24 protein-coding genes and 3 pseudogenes are annotated in these 26248 nt (G+C 62.1%); 6 read left to right on the forward strand and 21 right to left on the reverse strand.

From position 1 onward, the window contains the following. Complete coding sequence (locus tag IVB45_RS27345; RefSeq protein ID WP_247358943.1) at positions 1-369, forward strand: c-type cytochrome; 369 nt, start codon at positions 1-3, stop codon at positions 367-369. A gap of 5 nt (positions 370-374) precedes the next feature. Then, complete coding sequence (locus tag IVB45_RS27350) at positions 375-2774, forward strand: glucose/quinate/shikimate family membrane-bound PQQ-dependent dehydrogenase (RefSeq protein WP_247358942.1); 2400 nt, start codon at positions 375-377, stop codon at positions 2772-2774. Here the strand turns inward: IVB45_RS27350 and IVB45_RS27355 are convergent. From IVB45_RS27355 to IVB45_RS27365, 3 genes are read right to left on the reverse strand one after another with little or no spacing between them, the layout of a single operon-like run. Next, positions 2734-4560, reverse strand: coding sequence for an SDR family oxidoreductase (locus tag IVB45_RS27355; RefSeq protein ID WP_247358939.1), 1827 nt, complete (start codon positions 4558-4560; stop codon positions 2734-2736). The genes IVB45_RS27350 and IVB45_RS27355 overlap by 41 nt on opposite strands. A gap of 57 nt (positions 4561-4617) precedes the next feature. Beyond that, entirely contained in the window at positions 4618-5070 is a 453-nt protein-coding gene (locus IVB45_RS27360; RefSeq protein WP_051462984.1) for a hypothetical protein, read from the reverse strand. Next, the gene (locus IVB45_RS27365) at positions 5042-5236 is read right to left on the reverse strand and encodes a hypothetical protein (protein ID WP_247289201.1); all 195 of its coding nucleotides are present in this window, start codon (positions 5234-5236) and stop codon (positions 5042-5044) included. The genes IVB45_RS27360 and IVB45_RS27365 overlap by 29 nt, the downstream gene beginning before the upstream one ends. A gap of 251 nt (positions 5237-5487) precedes the next feature. On the opposite strand from IVB45_RS27365, the pseudogene IVB45_RS27370 reads away from it, so the two are divergent. Further along, a pseudogene (locus IVB45_RS27370) lies at positions 5488-5637 on the forward strand (peptidase M14); the annotation flags it as partial. 87 nt (positions 5638-5724) lie between these two features. Here IVB45_RS27370 and IVB45_RS27375 read toward each other — a convergent pair. The 5 genes and pseudogenes from IVB45_RS27375 to IVB45_RS27395 all read right to left on the reverse strand — a co-directional run bounded on the left by IVB45_RS27375 (position 5725) and on the right by IVB45_RS27395 (position 10667). Beyond that, on the reverse strand, positions 5725-6564 hold the full coding sequence (locus tag IVB45_RS27375; RefSeq protein WP_249800183.1) for an endonuclease/exonuclease/phosphatase family protein: 840 nt from the start codon (positions 6562-6564) through the stop codon (positions 5725-5727). After that, a complete protein-coding gene (locus IVB45_RS27380; protein WP_247358936.1) occupies positions 6564-7373 on the reverse strand; it encodes a carbohydrate ABC transporter permease in 810 nt (269 codons plus the stop codon). The genes IVB45_RS27375 and IVB45_RS27380 overlap by 1 nt, the downstream gene beginning before the upstream one ends. Further along, positions 7370-8290 (reverse strand): sugar ABC transporter permease, encoded by a 921-nt coding sequence (locus IVB45_RS27385; protein WP_247359201.1) that lies wholly within the window; start codon positions 8288-8290, stop codon positions 7370-7372. The genes IVB45_RS27380 and IVB45_RS27385 overlap by 4 nt, the downstream gene beginning before the upstream one ends. 45 nt (positions 8291-8335) lie before the next feature. Continuing rightward, a complete protein-coding gene (locus IVB45_RS27390; RefSeq protein WP_247359199.1) occupies positions 8336-9589 on the reverse strand; it encodes an ABC transporter substrate-binding protein in 1254 nt (417 codons plus the stop codon). Positions 9590-9647: 58 nt separating this feature from the next. Then, positions 9648-10667 (reverse strand): annotated as a pseudogene (locus IVB45_RS27395) (ABC transporter ATP-binding protein). Positions 10668-10925: 258 nt separating this feature from the next. Here IVB45_RS27395 and IVB45_RS27400 point away from each other — a divergent pair. Continuing rightward, entirely contained in the window at positions 10926-11714 is a 789-nt protein-coding gene (locus IVB45_RS27400) for a DeoR/GlpR family DNA-binding transcription regulator (protein WP_249800214.1), read from the forward strand. A 414-nt stretch (positions 11715-12128) separates the two neighbouring features. Here IVB45_RS27400 and IVB45_RS27405 read toward each other — a convergent pair whose 3' ends face one another. From IVB45_RS27405 to IVB45_RS27430, 6 genes are all read right to left on the reverse strand, one after another. Next, positions 12129-12917 (reverse strand): crotonase/enoyl-CoA hydratase family protein, encoded by a 789-nt coding sequence (locus IVB45_RS27405; protein WP_027570885.1) that lies wholly within the window; start codon positions 12915-12917, stop codon positions 12129-12131. Positions 12918-12983: 66 nt separating this feature from the next. After that, the gene (locus IVB45_RS27410; protein ID WP_197031219.1) at positions 12984-13151 is read right to left on the reverse strand and encodes a hypothetical protein; all 168 of its coding nucleotides are present in this window, start codon (positions 13149-13151) and stop codon (positions 12984-12986) included. A gap of 61 nt (positions 13152-13212) precedes the next feature. Next, on the reverse strand, positions 13213-13980 hold the full coding sequence (locus IVB45_RS27415) for an SDR family oxidoreductase (RefSeq protein ID WP_035963434.1): 768 nt from the start codon (positions 13978-13980) through the stop codon (positions 13213-13215). Between the two features lie 87 nt (positions 13981-14067). Continuing rightward, positions 14068-14787 (reverse strand): SDR family NAD(P)-dependent oxidoreductase, encoded by a 720-nt coding sequence (locus IVB45_RS27420; protein ID WP_247289192.1) that lies wholly within the window; start codon positions 14785-14787, stop codon positions 14068-14070. 1 nt (position 14788) lies between these two features. Next, positions 14789-17110: a molybdopterin-dependent oxidoreductase gene (locus IVB45_RS27425; RefSeq protein WP_027570882.1), complete on the reverse strand. Its 2322-nt coding sequence runs from the start codon at positions 17108-17110 to the stop codon at positions 14789-14791. A gap of 26 nt (positions 17111-17136) precedes the next feature. Then, complete coding sequence (locus IVB45_RS27430) at positions 17137-17748, reverse strand: TetR/AcrR family transcriptional regulator (protein WP_247359197.1); 612 nt, start codon at positions 17746-17748, stop codon at positions 17137-17139. 169 nt (positions 17749-17917) lie between these two features. Here IVB45_RS27430 and IVB45_RS27435 point away from each other — a divergent pair. Beyond that, positions 17918-19117, forward strand: a pseudogene (locus IVB45_RS27435) (acetyl-CoA C-acyltransferase). 126 nt (positions 19118-19243) lie between these two features. Here the strand turns inward: IVB45_RS27435 and IVB45_RS27440 are convergent. The 7 genes from IVB45_RS27440 to IVB45_RS27470 form a co-directional block, all read right to left on the reverse strand. Next, positions 19244-19462: a YciI family protein gene (locus IVB45_RS27440; RefSeq protein ID WP_247358932.1), complete on the reverse strand. Its 219-nt coding sequence runs from the start codon at positions 19460-19462 to the stop codon at positions 19244-19246. Between the two features lie 230 nt (positions 19463-19692). Beyond that, complete coding sequence (locus tag IVB45_RS27445; protein ID WP_027570879.1) at positions 19693-20703, reverse strand: nitronate monooxygenase family protein; 1011 nt, start codon at positions 20701-20703, stop codon at positions 19693-19695. 21 nt (positions 20704-20724) lie between these two features. Further along, positions 20725-21912, reverse strand: a complete 1188-nt coding sequence (locus tag IVB45_RS27450) for an acetyl-CoA C-acyltransferase (RefSeq protein ID WP_247459995.1) — start codon at positions 21910-21912, stop codon at positions 20725-20727. Positions 21913-21926: 14 nt separating this feature from the next. After that, the gene (locus IVB45_RS27455; protein ID WP_247358929.1) at positions 21927-23057 is read right to left on the reverse strand and encodes an acyl-CoA dehydrogenase family protein; all 1131 of its coding nucleotides are present in this window, start codon (positions 23055-23057) and stop codon (positions 21927-21929) included. Between the two features lie 23 nt (positions 23058-23080). Continuing rightward, positions 23081-24262, reverse strand: coding sequence for an acyl-CoA dehydrogenase family protein (locus tag IVB45_RS27460; RefSeq protein WP_247358927.1), 1182 nt, complete (start codon positions 24260-24262; stop codon positions 23081-23083). Positions 24263-24272: 10 nt separating this feature from the next. Next, the gene (locus IVB45_RS27465; RefSeq protein WP_247358925.1) at positions 24273-25010 is read right to left on the reverse strand and encodes an SDR family oxidoreductase; all 738 of its coding nucleotides are present in this window, start codon (positions 25008-25010) and stop codon (positions 24273-24275) included. A gap of 45 nt (positions 25011-25055) precedes the next feature. After that, the gene (locus IVB45_RS27470; RefSeq protein ID WP_027570874.1) at positions 25056-25274 is read right to left on the reverse strand and encodes a hypothetical protein; all 219 of its coding nucleotides are present in this window, start codon (positions 25272-25274) and stop codon (positions 25056-25058) included. A 230-nt stretch (positions 25275-25504) separates the two neighbouring features. Between IVB45_RS27470 and IVB45_RS27475 the strand changes: the two genes are divergently transcribed. Continuing rightward, positions 25505-26248 carry an SDR family NAD(P)-dependent oxidoreductase gene (locus tag IVB45_RS27475; protein WP_247358924.1) on the forward strand — a complete coding sequence of 248 codons (744 nt, stop codon included), beginning with the start codon at positions 25505-25507 and terminating at the stop codon, positions 26246-26248.

Genomic DNA, 26248 nt, shown 5'->3' on the forward strand with positions numbered 1-26248 from the left:
ATGGTAAATCCGATCGCGAAATTGCTAGTCACTGCACTCCTGGCTACCGCTACCGCCGCCTGCGAGGCTGCGGGCCCGGACAATTTCATCGGCGACGCGCGTCGTGGCGCCGACCTCGTCAAGCAGTACCAGTGCGGCGGCTGTCACGATATTCCCGGCATTGCCGGCGCCGAAGGCAATGTCGGCCCACCCTTGCATCGGATCGGTACGCGGACCTACATCGCTGGCTACATCCACAATTCGCCGGACAACATGGCTGACTGGATCGAGGATCCACAGCGGGCGTTGCCGGGCAATGCGATGCCGAGAATGGGTATCCCGCAGAAGGACGCGCGGGACATCGCGGCGTTTCTCTATACGCTCAAGTGACCATCATGACTCCGACACATCGTTCAACGAATTGGTTCCGTGACGCGCCATTGCTGGCCGTCACCGTCGTGGTTGTCGCCATCATGGGACTGGGCCTCCTGGCTGGCGGTGCCTGGCTCGCAGCCCTCGGTGGCTCCGTCTACTACCTGATCGCGGGGATCATGCTTCTGCTCACGAGCTGGCTGCTCGCGCGCCGTCGCGCCGAGGCGCTCTGGATTTATGCCACGCTGCTGGCCGGAACGATGGCTTGGGCGATCTGGGAGGCCGGCCTCGATTTCTGGTCGCTGGCGCCGCGCGGCGACGTGCTCGTTCCGCTTGGCCTATGGCTGATGCTGCCCTTCATTGCCTCTCGCCTCGCGCCTCGCTTGCGCGCGGCGCGATGGGCGCTCGGCCTTGTGTTGGTCGCCGCAGCCATCGTCGTCGGCATGTCCCTGACGAGCGATCGCCGCGATCTAGCCGGCACGATACCTGAGGGCGAAACAACGGGGGCCATTGCGTCTCCCGAACCGGACCAACCCGCTGCCGGCCAGAACTGGACGGCCTACGGCGGCAGCGGCTTTGGTACGCGCTTCTCGTCGCTGAGCCAGATCACCAAGGACAACGTCAAGGACCTCAAGCTCGCTTGGGAATTCCGCACCGGTGACCACAAGGGCCCTGATGACCCCGACGAGATCACCAACCAGGCAACGCCGCTCAAGGTGGGGGATCTCCTCTACACCTGCTCGCCGCACCAGATCGTGTTCGCGCTCGAAACTGCGACCGGACAACTGCGCTGGAAATTCGATCCGCAAGTCCAGCACAACAAGGCGTTCCAGCACATGACCTGCCGCGGCGTGTCCTATCACGCGACCAGGCCCGGCGCCGTGACTGCCGACGGCGCGCCGGCCCCGAACGATTGTGCGGGACGCATTTTCGTACCAACCAACGACGGGCGGATGTTCGCGCTCGATGCCCAGAGCGGTGTGCCTTGCCAGAGTTTTGGCAACCAGGGACAGATCGACCTCAAGCAAGGCAGCGAGATCCAGACACTCGGCTTCTACGAGGGCACCTCGCCGCCCGTCGTCACGGACAAGGTTCTGATCGTCGGCGGAGCGGTGATCGACAACTATTCCGATCGCGTCCCGTCGGGCGTGATCCGCGGCTTCGATATCTATTCGGGACGGTTGCTCTGGGCGTTCGATGCCGGCAATTCCGATCCGAACGAAATGCCTTCGGCCTCGCATCATTTTACAGCCGGCTCACCCAATTCGTGGAGCATTTCGGCGGTCGACGAGAAGCTCGGACTCATCTACGTGCCGCTCGGCTCGAGTTCTCCGGATATCTGGGGCGGCGGCCGTTCGCCCGAAAACGAGCGCTACGATTCGGCATTGATTGCGCTCGATGTCTTGACCGGAAAACTGCGTTGGTCGTTCCAGAACGTGCACCACGATCTCTGGGACATGGATATGCCGTCGCAGCCCAGTCTGGTCGATTTGCGCTCTAACGGCGGCGTGACGCCGGCGATCTACATCCCGGCAAAGACTGGCGACATCTTCGTGCTCGACCGGCGCGACGGGCGTCAGTTGGTGCCCGCACCGGAGAAGCCGGTGCCTCAGGGCGCCGCGAATGGAGACCGGCTGTCGCCAACCCAGCCATTTTCGGAATTGAGCTTCCGCCCCTCCGGCAAACTTACGGACGCCCAGATGTGGGGCAGCACGATGTTCGACCAGCTCGCTTGCCGGATCAAGTTCAAGCGCCTGCGCTATGAGGGACCGTTCACGCCGCCGTCTGAACAAGGCACGCTGGTGTTTCCCGGAGACTTCGGCATGTTCGAATGGGGCGGCATTGCCGTCGATCCGCAGCGCCAGATCGCGATCGCGAATCCCCAATCGATTCCCTTCATCTCTCGCCTGGTGCCGCGCGGAAAGGACAATCCGGCCGCGCCGAATGCGGCGCATCCACCAGGAACCGAGCTGGGCGTGCAGCCGATGTACGGCGCCCCCTACGGCGTTGATCTCGGCATTTTCCTCTCACCGCTCGGCATTCCCTGTCTTGCTCCGCCGTGGGGCAACATCGCAGCGATCGATCTTAGGACGCACAAGGTGGTCTGGCAGCATCGGATCGGCACGATACGCGATCAGGCCCCGCTGCCGCTGCCATTCAAGCTCGGCGTTCCCATGCTGGGCGGTCCGATCGTCACCGCGGGCGGCGTCATCTTCATCACGGGAACGATGGATGACTACATCCGCGCGTTTGACGTTCGCGATGGCAGACAGCTTTGGCAGGACCGCCTTCCTGCCGGCGGCCAGTCGACGCCGATGACCTATGAGGCTGGCGGCAAGCAATATGTCGTGACGGTCGACGGCGGCCACGGGTCATTCGGAACTAAACTCGGCGATTACGTGCGAGCCTACGCGCTGCCGTGATCTGCCTCGGCAGGACTTTCTTGTACTTGCCCACGCCTTGTCCCGATCTGCCGGCGCGACGCGCAACTGCTGACGCCAGGAGAGCTACGCCCGCAGCTATTCCCAGCGCCGCGAGCCCCTGACTGATCACCCCGGCAGGCGGAAGTTGCTTGCGTGACAGCCAACCGCCATCGATCGACGTGCCCTGCGGACCAGCTTCGATCATGGTGCCCTCGCTGCTCTTCGCCGGGCGCGCGCGCGACAGCAGATAGCGGAAGGCAGCTCCCACGATGTTCTCGGTAATCTGCGGAGCCATCGCGTAGGCAAATTGGCCTGCACGAGCCGGCCAGCCCACGGCGACTTCGTCTCGGGGCGCGCGGACGAGGCTCACGAACGTCTCGGCAACGTCCTCCGCCTGATACAGCAGCGGACCGGGATCAAGCGTCCGGCCGGACATGTTGGCGCCGTGGACGAAGCCCGGCGTGTCGACCATGGCCGGGAAGACGCCGCAGACATGGATGTTGCGGCGAGCACTGAGCTCTTGACGCAGGCTAGCGGTGAAGCCCCGAAGGCCGAATTTGCTCGCGGTATAGGCCGCAGCAAAAGGCGTCGGCGCCCAGCCGCCGAGCGAGATGTTGTTGATCAGGATGCCGCGGTTCTGGCGGAGGAAGATCGGAAGCACCGCGAAAGCGCCATGCATCGTGCCGAGGAGATTGACCTCGATCGTTCGGCGATGAAGCGCGATATCCGCGTCCTGATAGGCCCCGAAAACGCCGGTGCCGGCGTTGTTGATCCAGACGTCGATGCCACCGAACGCGTCTTCGGCCTCTCGGGCCAGCCGCTGCACCGCCTCGGCATCGGTGACATCGGTCGGGATCGCCAATGCGCGGCCTCCGAGCGCCTCGCATTCTGCGGCGAGGCTCGTCAGGACTTCAGCACGGCGTGCCGCCAAGACCACGCTTGCGCCCTTGCCCGCGAAGGCCAGCGCCGCAGCACGCCCGATTCCGCTCGAGGCACCGGTGATGACGACGCGCGTGCCGGTCATTTGCCGCGGCTCAGATCCGGAGCGGGCCGCCGGAAGCAGCCAGTACAGGGATCGCCGGAGGCGCTCAGTTCCCTCCGCTTCAAACCAGTCGCCATGCGCGAAGATCACCCGCTCCGGAGACAGCCGTATAAGCCGCTCGGCTGCGGACCGCACGGAACCGCCGCCGAGGCGCAGCAGAAGCCGTAGATAGACCGGCGCCATTCCGTTTGGCTTGGAAATGCCCAGGAGGTTTGCCGCCGCCTCATTTGGCGCACTGAGATCGTTGGGATCGAGATTTTGCACGAGATCCGTCAGGATCAGTGTCCGGCTGCGCTTGTCGAACAGCTCGATCTCGGAAAACATCGGAGCGTTCACCGAGACGGCTTCGAGGTCGGCCCTCCATTCCTCGGGCGTCGCCCCTCCAAGCTCGCGGTCGATGCGGATACGTGCCGCTCGAACTTGCCTGCGTGCCGCAAGGCCGCGCGCCGCGAAAGTCGTCGCCGGCGGCAGCTCTCTCTGCCAGTCGGACAGGAACATCCAGTGCGCGATATTCGGCGCGAGCAAGTACCTTATCATCCCAAGCCGCTCCAGCTCACCGCGGAGAGCCGGCGAATATCTTACCGGCGAATGCAGCACGAGATCGCCGTTCGAGAGCCGAATGACGGTCATACGCACCGGAAGTTTTAGACCGGCGGCGCTGATCGGGGCGTCGTCCACGACCCAGATATCGTCCGTCACGCGCGACAGACGGGCGGTCGACAAGGTGGCGTCGGAACTTTGCATGAGCATCTTCCATCACGGGGCGTTAGCTCAAGCTTTGGGAGTGACGCTCGTTCCTTGCTAGGACGCCCGAGCCTGCTGGCCAGCGTTGCGTCGGCGACGGCGCGCTGCAAGTCGGCCTCGCCCCCTCTCCGCCGGAAAGTGCCGCGTGATCGCCGGTACGCACTCCGGCTCTGAGGGAGGTTGTTCGCAGGCAATCGGCGCATGGTCCGGACGAGCTTCCATCAGATCAAGCACGGCGCGGCCCTTGGCCGTGATGCGCCACCCGCCATTTGTCCGGTCGATCAGCCTTTGCGAAAAGATGTCCAGCCCCGGCACCCGCCCGGCGAGCCGCCGGGTGCGCTCGGTCCAGTCGCGACCGCTGGTCGCCAGAATGGCCATATCCCGCTTGAGATCCTCCAGGGCAGCGAACCCATCCGGGTAGCTCACCAGGATCTTGAGGACCGTCACGTGGAAATTCACCCCCGCCCCCACATGGCCATCGTCACATCGTCGGGACTTCTGAGAGAGCATTGCGGGCCGCTTGTTTGAGGCGATCCGCAGAGACGTCGCCCCTGCTTGCAGTCTCCAGAAGCTTCGAGGCCACGTGGGTCCGGGCGCCGATCTCACAGCGTGGAACACCTTCGCACACCTCGTCGAGAACGGTGCGCAACAACGCCTTTGTCGCCGTATCGATCATGGAAAGCCCCAGCGGAAAGGTTCACGGTAGGGCAATCGCTCCGGTCTGTGATTCAACATTGTTAATGATCTGAAAATTTCGCTGGCGTCCATTGCCGGCCGCGCTCACCCAGCCCGAGGGCGGGCGCAATCGCCTTGGGCGCCACGACGTCAAACACCGGCATCTTGGAGGTAGGGGTCTGAGGAGTCCGGCATCACGTCGCGACACCACCGCGAGCCTGGAGAAGCTCGAATATCTATGTCGGAATGACAAGTTTCGAGGTGATTGCGGAGTATACAAGCGCCGTCGCCGGAGAGATAACCGGCCAACGCAGCGACGCAATGTCCGAGCCCGGCAATCCTTTGGTCTTCATCCTTTTTAAGAAGCCAAGGCCGGAGGACGTTCAGCTCTATCCCGAGTAGTTGCCAGACGCCCTCAAGGTTTGTGGCGCTGGAATCGCGCAATGAGGAGCGTGGCCGCCGGAATTTCTGCATCGCCTGCACATTCCTCTATTCCGAAAGTTCGATTGCAATGGGTTGGTGATCGGAGGCATCGGTCGCTTCGTTGACCTGGATGCTGCGAACGTAGCCGGTCAAATCTTCCGTCACGAAAATGAAGTCGCGGCAGTCGGGCCCGTCGGCCCACTGCGCGCGGTCGTAGATTCCGCAAGTCGGCGCACGCGCTCGGTCGCGGCCATCGGCGATCCATGCATCCCGATAGGCCAGACCGGGCCGGCCGGATCGAGCAATCAATGCGTGCTGGGGGTCGGCAACGTCAAAATTGAAATCGCCACACAGCAGGCTCGACGCAGCGACGGTCTGACTTCCATACGGCTCGTCGTGCCGGGAGCTGGCCTGCTTCGGGCTCATCGACGCCTCCTCCTGCAAATCCAGCAGACGGGCGATCTGTGCCTCGCGCTGGCCGGCCGAATGGAATTCGAGATGCGTGTTGACAATGCGGACCGCGCCAAACGAGGCCTGAACCGCCACCTCCAGGGCGTGACGGCGCATGCTGCGCACCGTGGCTGCGTCCGGCCATGGCAGCAGGTGGTTGGCGATCTGCAGCACCGGCAACCGCGACAGCGTCATGTTGCCGAAGCGATGGAGGTTGCCATCACGATCGACAGTTTCGATAGCAGGTCGGAATATTGCGGAGTAGCCGGGCAAGAGGGCTGCCAGCTGTTCGCTCTGATCCGCTCCATCACCAAATCTCGAGAAGTTCGCGCTCACCTCCTGGAAGCAGAACACGTCCGCGTCGAGCGTCTGCCGGGCGACGGCAATGATCCTCGCCAGATCGGTCACGCCGTTGCAGCCTTGGCCGCACTGTATGTTCCAGGTGAGAAGTCTCATTACCGGATGCCTGCACGCATGAACGACTGGACGAACTGACGCTGGAACAGCAGAAACGCGATCAGCAGCGGCGCCATCGTCATCACGGTTGCCGCCGTGATCACTGACCAATCCACACCGGTCTCAGGCGCGCCGAACACGGCAAGCCCCACCGTGAGCGGCCGCGCTTCCACCGAATTCGTGACGATCAACGGCCACAGGAAATTGTTCCAGTGATAGCTGACGGAGACGAGGCCAAAAGCGACGTAGGTCGGGCGAGCCAGCGGGACATAGACCCGCCACAGGATTCCGAGCGGACCCGCTCCCTCGACCCGGGCGGCTTCCACCAACTCCTGGGGCACACCCTTGAAAGTCTGCCGCAGCAGGAAGATGCCGAAGGCGCTCGCGAGATAGGGCAGCGCGATCGCAGGGATCGTATCGAGCAATCCCAGCTTGGCGATCGCGCGGTAGTTCTCGACGATCAGGATGTCGGGCATGATCATCAGCTGGAGCAGAACGAGGGCGAAAGCGATGCCGCTGCCCCTGAACTTGAAGCGCGCAAAGGCATAGGCGGCCAGCGTCGACAGGATGAGCTGGCCGACCAGGATCAGGGTCACCAGTACGACCGTGTTGAGATAGTACCGGGCGAACGGCGCCTGGTTCCAGGCCCGGGCAAAATTCTCCAGCGTCCAGGGCGCGGACAGGCTGAACGACGTGGCGTAAGCGGCCGGATGCAGCGCGCTCCAGAAGGCATAGGCCAATGGGGCGAGCCAGATCAAAGCCAGGAGCCATGCTGCGACGGCTTCAATGGGGCGTGTCCGGCCTTTCATTGATAGTGGATCCTGCGATCGAGATAACCGAACTTGATCAGCGCAACCGAGCTCAGCAGCATCAGAAGCACAACCGTCAGTGTTGCCGCGTAAGAGGAATCCTGGAAGGTGAAGGCAACCTCATAAATGTAGTAGAGCAGCAGCGTGCTGGCGTTGTTCGGACCGCCCTTGGTCATGATGACCAGATGGTCCACCAGCTTGAAGGAGTTGATGACTGCGTTGATCGCCACGAACAGCGTGGTCGGCATCAGCAGCGGGAACGTGATCCGGCGAAACGTGTACCACCGGCTCGCGCCTTCGATGGACGCGGCCTCTTCGAGATCTGGCGAGAGCTGCTGCAACGCCGCCAGGTAGAAGATCATGAAGAAGCCGGCCTCCTTCCAGATCACCATCACGACCAGACAGCTCATCACCGTCGAGGGATCGCCCAGCCAGTTCCAGCCGCCGAGACCGAAAAGGCCGCGCAACTGATCGAGCAGCCCATAGCCCGGCGTGTAGAAGAACAGCCAGATGTTGGCGACGGCGATCATCGGCAGCACGGTTGGCGTGAAGTAGGCCAGTCGCAGAAAGCCGCGGCCGCGCATGTTGCGATTGACCCAGATCGCCATCACCAGAGCCAGGGCGATCGAGGTAGGGATCGTGCCGAGCGCGAACCAGAAATTATTGACCAGCGCCTTCCAGAAGATCGGATCGGCTGCCATGGACCGATAACTGTCAAGCCCGACGAAGGCCTCGGTGCCGTTCCGGCGTGTGACGAATAGCGAATGCCGGATCGTCGCCAGAATCGGAAAGTGCGTGAATGCGATCAGCAGGACGGCCGCCGGCAACAGCAGCAGCCAGGCGTTCACGGTGTTCCACCACGCCTGCGATCGGGCGCGGCGCGGGGCGATTGGCGATGAGGCGACCTCGTCGGACATCTGTGAGCCGGCGGGATGGCGGCGGCGCGCCATCCCGCCTCGTCCCTATTTGTAAGCGCGCAAGACGCGGTCGGACTGCTGCTGCGCGGCAGCCAACGCCTCCTGCGGCTTCTGCGCGCCCGTGATCGCGGCCTGCACGGCATCGCCGACAAACTTGTAGATGCGGCCGTTCTCATGGACGGAGAGCTCCGGCACCGCATGCTCCAGCTGATCGCGCGCAACTGTGGCCTGCGGGAAGCCCTTTGCGTAGGCCTCCATCGTCGGCGTCTTGTAGGCGGCCGGCGACACCGCCACGTAGCCGGTCTTCATGCTCCATTCCGCCGCGCGTTCCGGAGCCGTCATCCATTGAATGAACTTGACGGCCGCCTTCTGCTGGTCGGGAGACGCACTCTTGAAGATGTAGAAATTGCCGCCGCCGGTCGGTGATCCGCGCCGCTCCCCGGCCGGCAGCATGGCCACACCGAACTGGAATTTCGCGGCGTCCTTGACCGCCGTCAGATTGCCGGTGGTGTGCCACATCATCGCCGTCTTGCCTTCGAGGAAATCGTTGCGCAGCGTCGCCCAATCGATGCTGCCGGCGGGGGCGACGTTGTGCTTGCGCGACAGGTCGACCCAGTACTCGAGGGCGGCGACCGTCTTCGGAGCGGTCAGATAGACCTCGTTGCCGGGCTCGTTCATCATCTTCTGGCCGTTCTCGATCGCCAGCGCCTGCAGCATCCAGTAGGCATAACCAGTCGAGGGAATTTCGATGCCCCAGCGTGTCGTGTTGCCGCCATCCTTCTTGACCAGCTTCTTCGACATCTCGACCATTTCGTCCCATGACGCCGGCGCCTTCTCGGGATCGAGGCCCGCCTCCTTGAAGGCGTCCTTGTTCCAGTACAGCACGATGGTCGAACGCTGGAACGGCACGCTCCAGGTCTTGCCGTCGATCTGCCCGTTCGCCATGAACGCCGGATAGAACTCCTTGAACCAGGCCTTGTCGCCGACGAGGCCGTCAAACGGCACGATCGCGTTCTCATCCATCAGCGTGAACACGTCGGTCGACAGCAACACCGACAGTTGCGGCGGCTGCCCGCCCTTCATGGCGGTCATCGCCTTGGTCATCGTATCGGTGTAGTTGCCGGCATAGACCGCCGTCACCTTGATGTCCGGATTGTCCTTCTCGAAGCGCGAGACCATGTCGTCGATGATCTTGGTGACGGGACCGCCGACCGCGACCGGATAGTACATGGTCAGATCCACGGCGGCGGCCGGGCGGGCAGCCATCGAGAGCACAGCGAGTGCCGCTGCTATCAACATCGTTCGTCGCGCAAACATGTGACAATCTCCTTCGTTACCACGTTTGAAACAGCCGCTGCTATCGACCGGTTATCGCCCGCTGGCCCTCTGTGACGATGGTCTCCAAGCGAGCTTCCGAATTCGAATCGAACCGATGCTCGAGCCCGGGTTCCCACGCGATCCGGACATCCTCGCCTGGCCGAACCTTGCTGAAACCTTCGAGCCGCACTGAGATCGGCTGACCATCGACCTAGCACAGAACGATGCTGTCGGCCCCAAGATGCTCGATCGCCTTGACGCGCGCAAAATGATCCCCGCCAGACACGATGCGGATATGCTCCGGCCGGATGCCGATGAGATGATCACCATGGCGCAAAAGATTCATCGGCGGCGTGCCGATGAACCGCGCCGTGAACGCCGTCGCGGGCCGGTTATATAACTCCTCCGGTGTGCCATTCTGCTCGATACGACCATCGCGCATCAGCACGACGCGATCCGCCATCGTCATGGCTTCGGTCTGATCGTGGGTCACGTAGACCATCGTCATTCCGAGCCGCTGTTGCAGAGCGCGGATCTCCGTCCGCATCTCATGCCGCAGCTTGGCGTCCAGATTTGAAAGCGGCTCGTCCATGAGGCAGACCCGCGCTTCCGCAATGATGGCTCGCCCCAGTGCAACCCGCTGGCGCTGGCCGCCGGACAGCTGCGACGGCTTGCGTTCAAGCAGCTGCGCAAGGCCAACGATCTCGGCCACACGCCGGAGCCGTTCGTCTCGTTCGGCGCGCGACACGCGACGCACACGCAGGCCGAAGACGATGTTCTCGGCTACACTCAAATGCGGAAACAGCGCGTACGACTGGAAGACCATGGAGATCTTCCGTTGCGCCGGAGTCAGATGGGTCACGTCGACGCCGCCGATGGCGATCGTGCCGGCGTCAGCATTCTCAAGGCCGGCGATCAGCCGCAGCGTGGTCGACTTGCCGCAGCCGGACGGTCCCAGCAGCACCAGCAGCGAGCCCTCGTCCGCCGTCAGACTGACGTCATCGACGGCGCGCATCGCGCCCCAGAACTTGGAGACATGACTCAGCGTAATCGCTGACATGGCCCGTTCGCTCTCAGCTGCAGGGCTCTGCGCCGCGCGCAGACATAGCTCGGCATGCTCGCAGCATCCTGCTCGCACGGAGCAGCCCAAAGCTGGTCGCCATGAGCAGACAGATCCATGCCGTCCCTCCCGATGGCCACGCAACGTTCACCGGCGCGGCAAGTCATTTTGTTCATATGAACATATTGGAGCGCCATATGAAACAGAAAATTGCGCCTTAGACGTTCGAATGATAGTTTGCTTCGAACGGACAGCCCCATGCTCAAGACAGTCTCGTCACGTCAGGCCTACATACTGGAGATCGTGCGCGACGAAGGCTTCGCCTCGATCGAGCAGCTTGCAACGCGCTTTGACGTCACGCAGCAGACCATTCGCCGCGTCGTGAATGCGCTCTGCGATCAAGGGCTGCTCCGGCGAATGCACGGCGGCGTCAGCCTGCCCGTTCAAAACCAGAATCTCGCTTATGGAAGCAGACAGGGATTGAATGCCGACGCCAAACGGCGCATCGCACACGCGACTGCGAGCTTCATTCCCGACGGGGCGTCGCTTATGATCGGGTTGGGTACAACACCTGAATATGTCGCGCAGGCGCTATCCCGCCGTCAGGATCTGCGCGTGATCACCAACAATCTGAATGTGGCCGCAGCGTTCGCACAAAATCCCGACGTGGAAATCACGATCGCGGGCGGCACGCTCCGTTCGCTCGACCGGGACATCGTGGGCGAAGCGGCGGCCCGCTTTTTCTCGGGCTATCGAGCCGATTACGGGATATTCGGCGTCGGAGGCGTCGATCAGGACGGTGCGCTGCTCGACTTTCACATCGACGAAGTCCTGGCGCGGCAATCCATCGTTGCCAATTCGCGCACCGCCGTCCTGGTCGCCGACACGACAAAATTCGGCCGCAACGCCACGGTGCGCGGCGGACATCTCGCCGATTGTAACCACCTATTCACCGACGGGCCGCTGCCACCGGCCTTTACACCGGTCGGCGCCAAATTTGCCGAGCGCATTCACGCATCCGATGCCGCGCGTGCCGGAGCCACGTAGCCTGCGCGAAATTAACCCGCGCCAGCAGTCGCCAAGGCCGCGGCCCCTACGCCCCCTCAATTATATCGGACGCCGTTTCGGCTGATTTGTAAGCACAATTCTCCACGTGTGACGGACAAATCCCGACGATATACCCACTGCGATTTTTCGGTCTTGAATTCACGGAAAATTCGAGCCGCTCGCAACGCTGGTGGCTCCGGTACCTATCGGGGTCAATCGACTGTCGGCACTGTGTGGGGGCGAAGATTGCCGTGCGCGCACTGGTGCGGTGTAAATTCAAATACCGTCAGAGATCGGAAGGCGCTCGGCCGCTCGCTCGGTCCGCACAGACAAAGGCGTGCTTGCCGAGAAGATCAATATTCTCTTGATGCCGCTGCTGTCGACCTCGCCGTCTATCGGGGTAGCCAGCCGGATCTATTTTCCGCGGAACACCGCCGGGCGACGCTCCACGAAAGACTGGATGCCTTCTTTCATGTCTTCGCTGCTGAAAACGCGGTCCTTGATTTTCAGGATATAGTCGATCGCCGCTCTTTCGCCGGCCTCAATGTACTTCAGCGCGGCCTCTTTGGTTACCTGAATGCCGATCGGAGCGTTCTTGGCGATCAGACCAGCAATTTCCATCGCGCGGGGAATCTGCTGACCAGGAGCGACGACTTCCTGAACAAACCCGATTTTATACGCCCGCGCCGCGCTGAACTCGTCGCACAAGAACAGATGATACATCGCATCCCCCCATCCTGCCCGCGCCACGTACCGGAAATGGGCGCCACCGAGCGGTGCGATCCCGCGCTTGGATTCCATTTGGCAGAACCGGGCGTCGTCGGCGGCCACAACGATGTCGCCGGCCAACATCATTTCGATGCCAATCGTGAAACAGATCCCCTGCACGGCCGTCACGATCGGCTTACGACACCGGCTTTTCAGCGCGAACGCATCGATGTTGCCGGGCTTGATCTCGGTATTTTCGGCCTTGGGTCCGAAGAACTTCGGCATATCAAGGCCTGCCGTGAAGTCCGGGCCGTCGGCGCAGAGCACACCGACCCAATAGTCGTCGGTGCGGTCGAGAAGCGTCATCGCATCCGACATCTGCGCCATCATCTGCGGGCTGAAAGAATTCTTCTTCGCCACGTTGTCGATGACGATCTTGAACACATGCCCATGCACCTCGGTACGGATCTGACCGACTTGCGTCGTCTCGGTCATTTGCTGGTCTCCGAATGCTCCTAGGCAACTGCGCGACGTTGCGCAGAATTAACCTGTCAATTTTGCTCAGCTCAGCGCCGCAAACGCAGTCCGTTCAAAAGCCATCAGTTCTTCTGTCCGTCCGTCGCGTATCTTCAGCAGCCACTGCGGATCCTGAAGCAGCGCCCGCCCCACCGCGACGAGATCGAACTCCTCGCGATCGAGGCGGCGGATCAACTCGTCGAGGTCAGTCACCGCCTCCCGTGCGCCCCGGCTGCACGGCCGATGTACTTGGCTGCGCTCCAACGCTGCTCACCTACCATTTTTCGACCCAAGGCCGCAGCACGACTTCGAACGCCCAGGTCGACCGATGCTGACGATGCAGTTGCAAATAGGCTTTTGCGATATGATCGGGGTCGGCCATATTGTCGTCGACAGTTGTCCCCGCCAGCCGATGCGCGCGAGTGCCGTCTTCCTGGGTCCAGCCGATCGCGGCGTCGATCGGCACATTCGCTATGTGGACGCCCTGCGGCATCAATTCTCTTGCCATGCTCTGCGCGAGTCCGGACTTGGCATGACATGCCATTGCAAATGCGCCACTTGATGGGAAGCCTTTGAGCGCCGCGCTGGCGTTCGTGAAGATGATTGTTCCTCTGGCGCCGTTGGCGTCGGGTTCGTTCCCAAGCATGAGCCGGGCTGCCTGTTGACCGACCAGAAACGCGCTGAACGCCGAGTTGCGAAGTGTTTCGAACGCCATGCCCGGGTCGGCTTCGATGATGCTTTTGCGGAAAATGCCGGGAACCCGGCCATCGATGTTATGCACGACAAGTCGTGGCGTGCCGACGTCCTGAACGACGTTGCCGAACAGCTGTGTCACCGCCGCCGGATCAGTTGCATCGCAGGCATATCGAAGCACACGATGCGTCTTCTCCAAGGCTTCGAGGACCGGCTTTTCGGGATTCCTGGCTGCGACGCAGACACGCATGCCGTTCTCCGCGAACAGCCGGGCGCAACTCGAGCTGATGCCCGGACCGCCCCCCACGATCACCGCAACCTCGTGCACGGAACTTTTGATATCAATCATCTTGACCTTTCCAGTCCTGCGTTGTCGCGCTCTCCATGAAGAGATGACACGGAAACCGCCGTGACCCTGCTTCCCGCTAGCCGGGCGTCACCAGTTTTCGCCGAATGGCCGCAGCTCTGTGAGGAACGACCAAGCCGATCGATTCTGCCCATAGAGATGATAGAGTTCGTCCGCGATGGCAGCAGGCTTGATAAAGAATTCATCTGGCTTGTCGCTCATCCGCGCGCGCATTCTGGGCGTATCAATCACGGCGTCGATGAGAACATAGGCGACGTGCACGCCCAGAGGTCCCACGTCACGTGCGATCGACTCGGCCAAAATGCGCTGCGCCGCCTTTGTCGGCGCGAAGCCGGCGAAGTTGGCCTTGCCCCGGATCGAAGACGTGTTTCCGGTCACCAGGATTGCGCCCTTGCCTCGGTCGATCATGTCAGGAGCCACTTCGCGCGCCAGGTATAACAAGCCCATCACGTTGACCTCGAAATTGCCCTTCAGCATCTTCGGATCGATCTCCCGAAAGCTCCCCCAGCCTCCGCCGACCGCGTTGTGGACGAGAACTTCAGCCGCGCCAAAACGCCGCTTTACATCCGCAACGACGGTCCGCACCTGATTTTCGTCTGAAACGTCGCAGGTCGCCGCGTGGACATCAGGAAGCTCTTGCGCCAGGCGATTGATGAGCTCGGCTGAGCGAGCCAGCGCTATGATACGGAACCCGCCGGCAGAGAAGCGCTTGACGATGGCAGCTCCGGTGCCCGGCCCGACCCCGGTCACGATCGCGACTGGTTTCTCACTCATTTGAACTTTCTCCACGTTATTGTCCGGCCGCTTTCAAATGAATTCGCTCGGACTGCGACTGATAGGCGGCTGCCTCCTGCGCGGACACCAAGGCCAAACGAACCGCAACATTCTTGTGGTAGGGCGTGCCGGCAATGGGATCGCGGTTGCCGCTCTCTGTGAGCAGATTGATACGTGGCCCATTGATCAGTCGCTCTCCGTCCGACGCGGGGTATGCCTGCCCATAGCCGTGCGGCAGCGCCAGCTGGCCGTTTCGCATGGCGTCATCGAGCTTGCAGCGGACGACGAGCCGGCCAATCACGGATTCCACCGCGACCCAGTCACCATCCTCCGCGCCCAGATTTCTCAGATCGCTCGAATTGATCAGCATGGCGCCATCCGGATCCTCGCGACGCCATGCGGGGTCACGGAAGATCTGGTTGGCGTTGAACATGCGGCGGCCGCCGGCTGCCAACATGAACGGAAACTCCTTTGGCGCGCCCGCGGCACGTGGATCGAGCCGCGCGAGCCATTCGAACATCTGCGGGACCACCAGTCGAACCCTGCGGTCCGAATGGCTGATCAATGACCAGACCTCGTCATAGTCGTGCTCGGTAATCGCCGTCCCCTGCCGCGCAGTCACGATCGTGTCGAACAGGAGATCGCCAAGTTGATGGTCCGCCACGTCGTCCGATGCACCAATTGCCCGTCGCACCGCTTGCGGCGACCGCTTCGCGCAAGCCAGTGCCGCGCTCCACATAGGCGCCGCGACCGCGGTACCATCCGGAAGCGTCTGCCCCAGCGTATGGTAGAGCACGAGGGCTGGCACTGCCCCTGGGTTTTCCGCGATGAAAGCACGAAGGGCCGCGGCGAATTCCGGTCGCGAGCGCCGTGCTATTTCGCGCAGCGGCGCCAGCACATTGTCACCTGGTAGAAGCCCCAAGGCGATCGCAAGCCGCGTGTAGATCTCGGGCTCCGGCAGGGTCCCGGCGAGCGGCGCCAAGACACCCGCACGAACGTGGAAATAGTTCGTCGGAAACTCGAAATTGAACAAGGTGAATTCTGTTTTCTCAAACTGCGAAGACGCCGGCAGAACGTAATGTGCGAGCCGTGCGGTTTCGGTCATCGCAACGTCGACCACGACGCATAGGTCGAGCGAGCGCAGCGCGCGTTCTACAGCTTCGGTGTTTGCCGCCGTGTTGGCTGGATTGGAGCTGTCGACCCAAGCGCAGCGCAACCGGTCGGGATGGTCGTTGAGCACCGCCTCGGGAAAGATGTTGGGCGGCAACAAGCCCCCGATAATTGCATCGCCAGTCGGTGCGAAGGTCTGGTTCGGCGAATTGCCCCACAGCGGTTGGAGCCAGCTATGCAGTTGGTTGGTGCCTTTCCGGCCGAAATTTCCGGAAAGCATGATCAGGAGCTTCTCGAGATAGGAGTTGAGCGTCGAGTTGATGCCCTGCTGGATGCCAAGCTCGACCCGCACCACCATGGCCTTCGCGGCTGCGATCATCGCGGCGCACCGCTCCAGGTCCGTGATCGAGATATCGGCGGCTGCAGCCCATTGTTCAATGGGGATATCCAGTAGCGCCTGCCTCACTTCCGAGAAGCCGACGGTGTGCTCCTGAATGAATGCGTCGTCGATCCGATCGGAGCGGACAAGCGTGGCCAGCAGCGCGCCAAGAAGGAACGTGTCGGCACCCGGACGCACTGCGAGATGTAGATCCGCCATTTCGGCGGTTTCGGTGCGCCGGGGATCAATGACGATCAGCTTGCGGGTCGGATCCTTGCGGATTTGGTTGAGATGATCGCGCGCATTGGGGAAGCCGTGCGCGATCCAGGGATTTGCCCCGATGACCAGCAAGAGATCGCAATGATGGACATCCTCGGCTGTGTGACACGTCTGGCTGCCGAACATGTGGCCATTGACCCAGAAGTCGCCGGTCTTCTCCTGCGAAAGAGCGTTGAACACGCTGCGCGAACCCAGCGCGCGCAATAATCCGCTGGCATAGGCGCCGCCGGCGTGGTTGCCCTGCCCGCCACCGCCGTAAAGGGCAATAGTCTTTCCGCCATGCTTGTCCACGATCTCGCGCAGCCGCGCCGCGATTTCCGCGATCGCCACGTCCCACTCGATTTCGTCAAAGCCTCCGTCCGCGCGCCGACGTAGCGGCTTGGTCAGCCGATCCTTGTGATGGGCATAATAGGGAATCCGGGTCGCCTTGTTGCAGAGATAGCCCTGTGATTTCGGGCTCGAACGGTCGCCTCGCACTTTCTCGAGGCGCTCGTTGTTCACAAACACCTCGATCCCGCAATTGATGTAACACAGGTTGCAGGCTGTTTTGAGCCACTTGCCGGCCGTCATGGTGACCTCCCTGGTATTGTTATTTGTCAGCGCATCGTCCTTGTCGCCCGACGCCGAGGCTTTTGAGTCCGGCCACTGGCAGTCATGCGTCCCGCAGCGAGAATTCCGTCGGAAAGCTTCCCAGCACCAACAGCGCGCGACAGCACGATTGATCCAACCAAGGTTGCGATAGCGCCGGTCGCGATTTGGCGGGCCTGTCGAGGTGGCTGATCGGGAAGCAGCTCGACAAAGACGTCGATCATCTTCTCCAGCTTGTCGGCGAACGCCTGCTGCTCGCTGGAGCCCGATCGAGCGATATCGACAGCCAGGGTTGGAAGGGCGCAACCATGTTTGGGATTGTCTCGATGCCGCGGACTCAGATAGTCGGCAATCAAGGTCTCGAAGCGTTCGCCGTTGGCCGTGTCGTCAGTCAGCTTTTTCCAGCGCTCGGTCGTTTGGTCCATTGCAAAGGCGATCGCCTCGCCAACAAGCGCCTCCCGCGACTCGAAATGATTGTAGAAGCCGCCATGCGTCAGACCCGCAAGTTTCATCAAATCGATGACGCTGAGCCCTTTGGCGCCCTTCTGGCGTAAACCGTAAGAGGCATTTTCAACGATCCGACGGTGCGTCCGACGCCTGTGGTTTTCTCCGTAACGCATCACCACCCCGTGCAAGCTCCCTGGAGGACCGGCCGTACAATCGTACTCGTCCCTCGGAACAATTCTCGAACCGCGCTTTCTTGACGGCTGCGGCAAGATTTCATTGCAATGCTTGCCATCTTATATGACTATCATCATATAACAACAGATATCAGCAGGAGAGTTCGCGATGGCCGCCGTTTCCGATCCCATCGTCATTGTTTCCGCCGCTCGCACGCCCCTTGGCCGGTTCATGGGCGAGTTGTCGCCGCTGAGCGCCCACAAGCTCGGCGCTCACATTATCGGTGCGGCACTGGAGCGGGCGAAGCTGGCGCCTGAAAAGATCGACGAGGTGTTCATGGGCAATGTGTTGCCGGCGGGACAGGGGCAGGCACCGGCCCGCCAGGCTGCGCGCGGCGCCAAACTGCCCGACGCGACCGGCGCCACGACCGTTAACAAGGTCTGCGGCTCCGGCATGAAGGCGACTATGCTTGGCCACGATATCATCAAGGCGGGGTCAGCGAAGATCGTGCTGTCCGGCGGAATGGAAAGCATGAGCAATGCACCCTATCTGCTGACGAAAGCGAGGAGTGGATATCGCGCCGGGCACGACCGGATCATTGATCACATGATGATGGACGGGTTGGAAGACGCATATGAAACCGGGCGTTCGATGGGCGATTTCGGCGAGGCCACAGCGGAGGCTTATCAATTCACTCGCAAGGACCAGGACGCCTACGCGATCGAGACGCTGACCCGCGCGCGCAACGCGGTCGAAGGGGGCGCGTTCAGGGCCGAGATCGCGCCGATCACGCTCACAGAAAAGGCCGGATAACGGATCATCGCGAACGACGAGCATCCGCTGAAAGTGGATCCAGCCAAGATTCCCGGATTGAAGGCAGCGTTCCGCGCCAACGGCACTATTACGCCGGCCGCCTCCTCCGCCAATGCCGACGGCGCCGCGGCTCTCATCCTTGCAAAACGCTCTCTCGCCGATCGCGATGGCCTACCCGTGCTGGCAGAGATCAAAGGTCATGCTACCCATAGCCAAGAGCCGCAATGGTTCACCACGGCGCCGATCCCGGCGATCCGCAAGCTGCTCGACAAGGTCGGCTGGAGTGTCGGCGATGTCGACCTGTTCGAGATCAACGAGGCCTTTGCCGTGGTCGCGATGGCGGCACAGAAAGACCTCGGCATTCCCAGGGAGAAGCTGAACGTCAACGGCGGCGCCTGCGCGCTCGGTCATCCCATCGGCGCTACCGGTGCGCGGCTGATCGTCACATTGTTGCATGCCCTCGAGGCCCAAAATCTCAAGCGGGGCGTGGCTGCGCTCTGCATTGGAGGCGGTGAAGCGACCGCAATCGCCATCGAGCGAGTGATACACCGCTAGCACGTCAATCTGCAACCGGACCGTTTTGGTTTCCGGGCGCACCGGCCATGCCGATTGCTGAATCCTGCGCGCCGGGCGCGGCAGATGCGCCCGGTTGAAGCGGTCGAATTGGACGAGGCGAGGATCTCAGCCGCGCGCCTTCAGATGCAGCATCGGGTGATGCTCGTAGTGGCCGGCGCCATTCTTCACGATGGGGTCTTCCGAGGTGATCACCTCGATGTCGAGATCATCCGCGATCTGGTAGAGCGACACGCCATAACCGCCACGCGGGTCCATGACGGGACCGTGCGCGACGATCTGCCCCTTTGCGAGCAGATCATCCAGGAACGCACCGTGCTGCTTCATCAACTATTTCTCATCGGCGTTCATGGTCACCAGGAAATCCGCCCGGGGCGGAAGGTACTTGCAGAGGTAGTACTTCATCGGTCGCTCCTCGGTGAACACGGCTTTCTACCTTGCATGTCGGCCTGGCTGGCGCCCCTCGATTTGAGAAATCAATCGGCGGCGCCCATCTGCTGCTGAATGCGATCGGCGAGTATTGATCCTTGCACTGAAGGTTCTCTCACAAGGTCTTGTCAAGCAACGGCTCGCGTGGCCGCATTGTCGACAGTACCGTCAAGGAAGCCGGTCAGCCGCTGCCGGATGATCTGTTCGGCTTCCGTCATGATGCGATCAATAAGCTCCTTCACCGTCGGGATATCGTGGATCAGTCCGACCACCATGCCGCAGCTCCAGGCGCCGGCGTCCATCTCGCCGTCAACCATCACCCTGGGGTAGACGCCCGCCACCTGCTCGTGGATGTCCTCGATCTTGAGGCTCGCCCCCTTCTCCCGCTCCACTTCGAGCAATTGATCGACGCCCTTGTTCTTCAGCACGCGCTCGGTGTTGCGCAGCGCACGCATCACCAGCACGGTGTCGAGTTCGGTGGCTTTGACCAGAGCCTGCTTGACGTTGGCATGGACGGGCGCTTCCTTGGTGGCGACGAAGCGGGTGCCCATGTTCATGCCAGCGGCGCCCATCGACAGCGCGGCAACAAGGCTGCGTGCGTCCGCCATGCCACCCGAGGCCACGAACGGAATCTTCAGTTCATCCGCCGCGCGCGGCAGCAGGATCATGTTCGGGATATCGTCCTCGCCGGGATGACCGCCGCATTCGAAGCCGTCGACGCTGACGGCGTCGCAACCGATCTTCTCGGCTTTCAGCGAATGCCGCACCGAGGTGCATTTGTGGATCACCTTAATGCCAGCCGCCTTCAGCGCGGGCATGTACGCTTCCGGGCTGCGGCCGGCGGTCTCCACGGCCTTGACGCCGCCCTCCTTGATGGCGGCGATATATTCGGGATACGGCGGCGCAGTGAAGCTCGGCAGGAAGGTCAGGTTTACACCGAACGGCTTGTCGGTCATGTCACGGCAGCGTGCGATTTCCTTCGCCAGCAGCTCCGGCGTCCGCTGTGTGAGGCCGGTGATGATGCCGAGACCGCCGGCGTTCGATACCGCGGCGGCAAGCTCGGCAAAGCCGACATAATGCATGCCGCCTTGGATGATCGGATGCTGGATACCGAACAGTTCGGTGATTGCTGTCTTCACGTGCGCTTCTCCGCTTTCCGATCAGTTGACAATTTCGAACAGGCCGGCTGCGCCCATGCCGCCGCCGATGCACATGGTCACCACGCCGTATTTCGCCTTGCGCCGGCGCCCCTCGATCAGGATGTGACCGACAAGCCGGCTGCCCGTCATGCCGTAGGGATGGCCGATCGCGATCGAACCGCCATTGACGTTCAGTTTGTCCGGATCGATGCCGAGCTTGTCGCGGCAGTAGATCACCTGGACCGCATAGGCTTCGTTCAGCTCCCAGAGATCAATGTCGTCGATCTTCAGGCCGTGCCGCTTGAGAAGGCGCGGGATCGCCGCGACCGGACCGATGCCCATTTCGTCCGGCTCGACACCGGCGGCGACGAAGCCACGGAAGATGCCGAGCGGCTTCAGGCCCTTCTTCGCAGCGATCTTGTCGCTCATGACCACGCACGCCGATGCGCCATCGGAGAGCTGGCTGGCGTTGCCGGCCGTGATGGTCTTGCCTTCGAACACCGGCTTGATCTTCGCCAGTCCTTCCGCCGTGGTCTCGGGGCGCGGACCTTCATCCTTCGACAGCGTCACCTGCTGATAGGTGACCTCCTTGGTGTCCTTGTTGACGACGGCCATCCTGGTCGTGATCGGGACGATCTCGTCATTGAAGCGGCCCGCCTGCACCGCCGCACCGATGCGGCGCTGACATTCGAGGCTGTATTCGTCCTGCCGGTCGCGGCCAATCTTGTAACGCTCGGCGACGATTTCTGCGGTGTCGAGCATCGACATGTACATCTCCGGCTTCATCGCCATCAGCTCGTCGTCGACCGCATGGAATCTGTTCATGTGCTCGTTTTGCACCAGGCTGATCGATTCGATGCCGCCTCCGATTGCGACCTCGACGCCATCAAGCATGATCGAGCGTGCCGCGACCGCGATCGCCTGCAGGCCGGAGGCACACTGCCGATCGATCGTGGTGCCGGCAACGGTGACTGGCAGGCCGGCCCGGATCGCCCCCTTGCGTGCGACGTTCATCACCATGGTGCCCTGCTGCATCGCGCAACCGATCACCACATCTTCGACCTCGCCCGGATCAATGCCCGCGCGCCTCACCGCTTCGGCCATCACATGGCCGGCCATGGTCGGACCTTCGGTGTTGTTCAGCGCACCGCGAAAGGCCTTGCCGACGCCGGTGCGTGCGGTGGAAACGATAACTGCCTCTGTCGTCATGCTTGCCTCTTTTGCTATGCAGCCGCGTCGAGCTGCACGTAACGCAGCAGGTGGTGAGCGGGATCGCCAAACTGGATGTTGATGGAGGAGATTCGCTTGAAGTAATGGCCGACGTTCAATTCGTCGGTCATGCCCATGCCGCCGTGCAGCTGAACCGCCTGGTCGGCGATGAACTTGCCGGCATAGCCGACCTTCGACTTGGCGCCGGAGGCGAGGCGCGAGATACCGCTCTCGCCGGCACCGAGGCTAAGATTGAGATGCTGCATCAGGGAAAGCGCCTCCTGATGGGCAATGAACATGTCGACCATCCGGTGTTGCAGCACCTGGAAGCTGCCAATGGTGACGCCGAACTGCTTTCTCGCCTTGGCGTACTCCAGCGTCGCTGAGTTCAACTCGGCCATGGCGCCGACCGCCTCGGCACAGAGCGCGCCAATGGCCCGGTCCCGGCAGGCTTCCAGCAGGGCGACGCCCTCCCCCTCGCTGCCGAGCAACTCGCCGCGAACATCCCGTAAGGTGATTTCCGCGGCGCGGCGGCCGTCGATGGTCTTGAAGCTGCGCAGATCCAGATTGGCCGTCCTGGCATCGACGACGAACAGGCTGACGCCGGAGCGATCGTCGTGCTTGCCCTTGGTGCGGGCGGAGACGATGAAATAGTCCGCCCATGGCGCGGCGACGACGGCGGTCTTCTCACCAGTGAGCATGTAATCGCTGCCGTTGAGCCGCGCCGTGGTCGCGACATTGGCGAGGTCGAAGCGCGAGGCTTTTTCGGTCCAGGCCAGCGCCCAGATCTTCTGTCCGGCGATGATATCGGGAATCAAAGCCTGCTTCTGCTCATCGGTGCCCGCATGTTCGATCAAGCCGCCGGCTAGCACGACCGTTTCGACGTACGGCTCCACGACGAGGTGACGGCCGAACTCCTGGGCAACGATCATGGTGGAGAGCGGGCCGCCACCAAGGCCGCCGCTCTCCTCGGAGAACGGCGCGGCGAGCAGGCCGAGCTCCGCAAAGGCATCCCACTGCCTGCGGCTCCAGCCGTCGTCGCTGGCGACGGCCTTGCGGCGCGCCTCAAAACTGTACTGGTCGCGCAGCATGCGCTGCACGCTGGAGCGCAGCAGTTCCTGCTCTTCCGTGAACTGGATGTCCATCCGATCCTCTTGTTGCGCTGTTGCTAGAGACCGAGCACCGCTTTGGCGATGATGTTGCGCTGGATTTCGTTCGATCCGCCGTAGATGCTGAGCTTGCGCGCGTTCAGGTACTTTTCCGTCGCGGTGTGGCCGTAATCGGGACCCGGCATGAACTGGTTTGCGCTTAAAGATCGCTCGCGAAGCGCCAGCCCGTAATTTCCGATGGCGCGATGCGTCAGCTCGGTAATGCCCTGAAATATCTCGGTGCCGCGGATCTTGAAGAGCGAAGCCGCAGGACCCGGATCGATGCCGCGCGCCATCTGCGCAACGACCCGCAGCTCGGTGGCCTCGAGCGCAAGCACGTCGAGCTCGATCCGCCCGATTTCCTTGCAAAATTCGAGATGCGCCGGATCATCCGCGGGGATCTCCGCCTTCACGATCTTCTTCAACCGGTCGAGATAGCGCGTCGACCGGCCAATTCCGGCCATGCTGGTGCGCTCATTGCCCAGCAGGAATTTTGCGTAGGTCCAGCCCTTGTTCTCCTCGCCGATCAGGTTCTCGACGGGGACGTGGACGTCCTCGAGAAAGACGTCATTGACCTCGTGCGATCCGTCGATTGTGATAATCGGACGCACGGTGACGCCGGGCGACTTCATGTCGATCAGGAGGAACGAGATTCCGGCCTGAGGCTTTGCGCCCGGATCGGTACGCACCAAGCAGAAGATCCAGTCGGCATGCTGCGCCAACGTCGTCCAGGTCTTGTGGCCGTTGACGATGTAGTGGTCGCCGTCGCGCACGGCCTTAGTCCGGACGGTGGCGAGGTCCGAGCCCGAGCCCGGCTCTGAATAGCCCTGGCACCACCAATCTTCACCCGAAAGAATCCGCGGCAAGAATTTCTGTTTTTGCGCGTCGTTGCCGAAGGTGTAGATGACCGGACCCACCATGGTCACGCTGAACGCCAGCGGCGGCAGCGTCCCGGCCCGGCTGGTTTCCTGCTCGAAGATGAAACGCCGGGTGATCGACCAGCCGGGTCCGCCATATTCTTTGGGCCAGAGCGGCGCGATCCAGCCCTTCTTGTAGAGAATGCAGTGCCAGAGCAACGATTGCTCTTTGGTCAGGTCGGTCTCCGGATTGGGGACCCGCATTTCCTTCGGATAGTTTTCGGAAATGAAAGCGCGCACCTCATCACGGAAGGACGCGTCTTCGGGGGACAGTGCGAGTTCCATCCTGAGCGTCCTACCACTTCTCACCGAAGGGGCGGATTTCCAGCTCGAAGGTCCAAGCGCTCTTCGGCTGCTGGTAGAGCTGCCAGTAGGACGTCGCGACCGAGGCCGGCGGCATCAGCAGATCCGGATCGTCGAGCGCACCGGGCCCGAGCGCTTCCAGGCGCCGCTGACGGACCCACTCGGTGTCGACGCCGGAATCGATAATCAGGTGGGCGACGTGGATATTCTTCGGGCCCAGCTCACGTGCCATCGCCTGCGCCACAGCGCGCAGTCCGAATTTGGCGCTGGCAAAGGCAGCATAGCCGCTGCCGCCGCGCAACGAAGCGGTCGCACCCGTGAAGAAGATGTTGCCCTGGCCGCGCGGCAGCATCAGCCGGGCCGCCTCGCGCCCCGCAAGGAAGCCGGAGTAGCAGGCCATCTCCCAGACCTTGCGGAAAACGCGCTCGGTCGTTTCGAGGATCGGGAAGTTGACGTTGGCGCCAATGTTGAAGATGCAGACTTCCAGGGGCGCGTGCTTGTCGGCGTCGTTCAGGAAGGAGATGATCTCCTCCTCCTTGCGCGCGTCGAGCGAACGTGCGTGAATCTCGCCGCCGGCGGCCTCGATCTCCTTGACCAGCGGCGCCAGCTTGTCGCCGTTGCGGCGGCCGGCGAAGACAGTAAAGCCCTCGGAAGCAAACTTCTTGGCAATCTCGCCGCCGATGAAATCGCCCGCGCCGATCACGGCGACGGTTGCATTTCTCTTTTTCAAGGAACTTCTCCCGGTTAAGTTAGGCGCGCTGTATGCGAAGCCGTTCTATCGGTTCTGGAACGTGGACCACGTTTTTGAGCCAGACCAGAACGATGGGGATTTCGCCGTCGCGCTGATCGAGGCTACCATGGCCGCGGCGCAGTCCTCGAGCGGCCCGATCTGGTCCAGCGCTTTGGCAAAATGGCGACCTGTCGATTGGTCGATGCGGCCAGCAAACCGAAAAGCAATTTGATCGAGACCGAGTGCTTGCGACAGCTTCGCCACGACTAACCGCCTCCCGACTGAAGAACATCGGCGCCTTTTTGAGCATTGCGCCTCGTGGTGAAACATGCGTTCTTTTTTAGAACTCGTCAATCGCTATTTTGTTGTCACAGTCGGATCAAGAAATGGCACGTTCGCTGTCCTATGCAGAGACTATCGAGAACCCCGTTTACAACGCGGCTTCCAGGCGATACCGATAGCGTATCAAATAAGAACTTATAGGAGAAGCGAGCATGGGAGAGAGTCGCGGAGTCGCGATGCTGGTCGGCGCAGGCGATGCCATCGGCGCTGCCGTTGCGCGGCGGTTTGCCAGCGGCGGCTACACCGTTTGCATCTGCAGGCGCGATGCAGCCAAGTCTCAGGCGCTTGTCGATGAACTCAGGGGGAAAGGCCACAGCATTCACGCCTTCAGCGTCGATGCCCGCCAGGAAGCGGAAGTGCAGAAGCTGTTCGCGGACGTCGAACGCGATATCGGCCCGATCGAGATCTGCCTGTTCAATGCCGGTTCGAACGTCAACAAGCCCCTGCTGGAGACTACCGAAAAGCTATTCTTCAAGGCCTGGGAGTTGGCCTGCTACGCCGGCTTCCTGGTGGGGCGCGAAGCTGCGCGCGTCATGCTGTCCCGCGGACGCGGCACCATCTTTTTCACCGGTGCGACCGCAAGCATCCGCGGCAGCAAGGGGTTTGCTGCGTTTGCATCGGCCAAATTCGGTCTCCGCGCGCTGGCCCAGGCCATGGCGCGCGAGCTCGGGCCTGAGAATATTCACGTCGTCCATCTCATCATCGACGCCGGTGTCGATAGCGAAGCCATCCATCAGCGCATGAAGGCGGCCAGGGGGATCGAGGCCAGCGAGATCCCGCCTGACAGCCTGACCAAGACCTCCTCAATTGCGGAAGCGTATTGGTTTGCCCATCAGCAAAGCCGCGATGGCTGGACCCATGAACTCGATCTTCGTCCCGCTGCAGAGAAATGGTGA

It is taken from the genome of Bradyrhizobium sp. 4 (assembly GCF_023100905.1).
In the GTDB taxonomy this organism is placed as follows: domain Bacteria; phylum Pseudomonadota; class Alphaproteobacteria; order Rhizobiales; family Xanthobacteraceae; genus Bradyrhizobium.

Coding starts and splice junctions, on each gene's coding strand:
- IVB45_RS27345 (WP_247358943.1), top strand. CDS start 1: ATGGTAAATCCGATCGCGAAATTGCTAGTCACTGCACTCCTGGCTACC.
- IVB45_RS27350 (WP_247358942.1), top strand. CDS start 375: ATGACTCCGACACATCGTTCAACGAATTGGTTCCGTGACGCGCCATTG.
- IVB45_RS27355 (WP_247358939.1), bottom strand. CDS start 4,560: ATGCAAAGTTCCGACGCCACCTTGTCGACCGCCCGTCTGTCGCGCGTG.
- IVB45_RS27360 (WP_051462984.1), bottom strand. CDS start 5,070: ATGCTCTCTCAGAAGTCCCGACGATGTGACGATGGCCATGTGGGGGCG.
- IVB45_RS27365 (WP_247289201.1), bottom strand. CDS start 5,236: ATGATCGATACGGCGACAAAGGCGTTGTTGCGCACCGTTCTCGACGAG.
- IVB45_RS27375 (WP_249800183.1), bottom strand. CDS start 6,564: ATGAGACTTCTCACCTGGAACATACAGTGCGGCCAAGGCTGCAACGGC.
- IVB45_RS27380 (WP_247358936.1), bottom strand. CDS start 7,373: ATGAAAGGCCGGACACGCCCCATTGAAGCCGTCGCAGCATGGCTCCTG.
- IVB45_RS27385 (WP_247359201.1), bottom strand. CDS start 8,290: ATGTCCGACGAGGTCGCCTCATCGCCAATCGCCCCGCGCCGCGCCCGA.
- IVB45_RS27390 (WP_247359199.1), bottom strand. CDS start 9,589: ATGTTGATAGCAGCGGCACTCGCTGTGCTCTCGATGGCTGCCCGCCCG.
- IVB45_RS27400 (WP_249800214.1), top strand. CDS start 10,926: ATGCTCAAGACAGTCTCGTCACGTCAGGCCTACATACTGGAGATCGTG.
- IVB45_RS27405 (WP_027570885.1), bottom strand. CDS start 12,917: ATGACCGAGACGACGCAAGTCGGTCAGATCCGTACCGAGGTGCATGGG.
- IVB45_RS27415 (WP_035963434.1), bottom strand. CDS start 13,980: ATGATTGATATCAAAAGTTCCGTGCACGAGGTTGCGGTGATCGTGGGG.
- IVB45_RS27425 (WP_027570882.1), bottom strand. CDS start 17,110: ATGACGGCCGGCAAGTGGCTCAAAACAGCCTGCAACCTGTGTTACATC.
- IVB45_RS27430 (WP_247359197.1), bottom strand. CDS start 17,748: ATGCGTTACGGAGAAAACCACAGGCGTCGGACGCACCGTCGGATCGTT.
- IVB45_RS27440 (WP_247358932.1), bottom strand. CDS start 19,462: ATGAAGCAGCACGGTGCGTTCCTGGATGATCTGCTCGCAAAGGGGCAG.
- IVB45_RS27450 (WP_247459995.1), bottom strand. CDS start 21,912: ATGACGACAGAGGCAGTTATCGTTTCCACCGCACGCACCGGCGTCGGC.
- IVB45_RS27455 (WP_247358929.1), bottom strand. CDS start 23,057: ATGGACATCCAGTTCACGGAAGAGCAGGAACTGCTGCGCTCCAGCGTG.
- IVB45_RS27460 (WP_247358927.1), bottom strand. CDS start 24,262: ATGGAACTCGCACTGTCCCCCGAAGACGCGTCCTTCCGTGATGAGGTG.
- IVB45_RS27475 (WP_247358924.1), top strand. CDS start 25,505: ATGGGAGAGAGTCGCGGAGTCGCGATGCTGGTCGGCGCAGGCGATGCC.